This is a genomic window from Microbacterium sp. NPDC058021 (genome assembly GCF_042885955.1).
GTDB lineage: Bacteria > Actinomycetota > Actinomycetes > Actinomycetales > Microbacteriaceae > Microbacterium.
Map to the genome: position 1 here is coordinate 3,602 of NZ_JBHVRF010000011.1, position 1,986 is coordinate 5,587.

Sequence of the window (1,986 nt, forward strand, 5' to 3'; positions counted from 1 at the left end):
TGAAAGCCGGCAACAAAAGCAGGTCCTGAGGTTCGTCTGCACCCAACCCGAAGGTCAGTGCGCATCCGGTCCCTCAGGACCCAACAGCGTGCATGTGCCGGCAGCCTCCCCCCACCCGTTCCAGCTGCAAGCAGCGTACTGAGATGAAGGTCAACCCTCCGACACCAAGTCAAATGTTCCACCCATGAGCTAACCGGCGGGAACGTATGTCCCGATCCGGCGCCTGGACACCCGAGGGTGCCAGATGCTCCTTAGAAAGGAGGTGATCCAGCCGCACCTTCCGGTACGGCTACCTTGTTACGACTTAGTCCTAATTACCGATCCCACCTTCGACGGCTCCCTCCACAAGGGTTGGGCCACCGGCTTCAGGTGTTACCGACTTTCATGACTTGACGGGCGGTGTGTACAAGACCCGGGAACGTATTCACCGCAGCGTTGCTGATCTGCGATTACTAGCGACTCCGACTTCATGAGGTCGAGTTGCAGACCTCAATCCGAACTGGGACCGGCTTTTTGGGATTCGCTCCACCTTACGGTATTGCAGCCCTTTGTACCGGCCATTGTAGCATGCGTGAAGCCCAAGACATAAGGGGCATGATGATTTGACGTCATCCCCACCTTCCTCCGAGTTGACCCCGGCAGTATCCCATGAGTTCCCACCATTACGTGCTGGCAACATAGAACGAGGGTTGCGCTCGTTGCGGGACTTAACCCAACATCTCACGACACGAGCTGACGACAACCATGCACCACCTGTTTACGAGTGTCCAAAGAGTTGACCATTTCTGGCCCGTTCTCGTATATGTCAAGCCTTGGTAAGGTTCTTCGCGTTGCATCGAATTAATCCGCATGCTCCGCCGCTTGTGCGGGTCCCCGTCAATTCCTTTGAGTTTTAGCCTTGCGGCCGTACTCCCCAGGCGGGGAACTTAATGCGTTAGCTGCGTCACGGAATCCGTGGAATGGACCCCACAACTAGTTCCCAACGTTTACGGGGTGGACTACCAGGGTATCTAAGCCTGTTTGCTCCCCACCCTTTCGCTCCTCAGCGTCAGTTACGGCCCAGAGATCTGCCTTCGCCATCGGTGTTCCTCCTGATATCTGCGCATTCCACCGCTACACCAGGAATTCCAATCTCCCCTACCGCACTCTAGTCTGCCCGTACCCACTGCAGGCTGGGGGTTGAGCCCCCAGATTTCACAGCAGACGCGACAAACCGCCTACGAGCTCTTTACGCCCAATAATTCCGGATAACGCTTGCGCCCTACGTATTACCGCGGCTGCTGGCACGTAGTTAGCCGGCGCTTTTTCTGCAGGTACCGTCACTTTCGCTTCTTCCCTGCTAAAAGAGGTTTACAACCCGAAGGCCGTCGTCCCTCACGCGGCGTTGCTGCATCAGGCTTTCGCCCATTGTGCAATATTCCCCACTGCTGCCTCCCGTAGGAGTCTGGGCCGTGTCTCAGTCCCAGTGTGGCCGGTCACCCTCTCAGGCCGGCTACCCGTCGACGCCTTGGTGAGCCATTACCTCACCAACAAGCTGATAGGCCGCGAGCCCATCCCAGACCGAAAAATCTTTCCAACTGCTGACCATGCGGTCGCAGCTCGTATCCAGTATTAGACGCCGTTTCCAGCGCTTATCCCAGAGTCCGGGGCAGGTTGCTCACGTGTTACTCACCCGTTCGCCACTGATCCACAGAGCAAGCTCTGCTTCACCGTTCGACTTGCATGTGTTAAGCACGCCGCCAGCGTTCATCCTGAGCCAGGATCAAACTCTCCGTAAAAGAAAAATACTGACAACGACCGGAAAAAGGCCGAAGCAGCGAGTTTGAACTGACCAAATGGATGTCATTACTGACTTATCCGTTGCCGACCCCCCAAAGGGAATCGGACTTTGATCCAAAGGAATCTCACCCGGTAAAAACCGGGACGAGGTTATTTGGCATTTGACAAGTGCACGCTGTTGAGTTCTCAAGGATCGGATGCTCCTGC

Annotated in this window: 1 rRNA gene; it reads right to left on the reverse strand. The window is 56.0% G+C overall.

Annotated features, from left to right (window positions below):
• Window positions 1–255 precede the first annotated feature (255 nt).
• Window positions 256–1,778, reverse strand: a 16S ribosomal RNA gene (locus tag ACFVR6_RS16140).
• Window positions 1,779–1,986 lie beyond the last annotated feature (208 nt).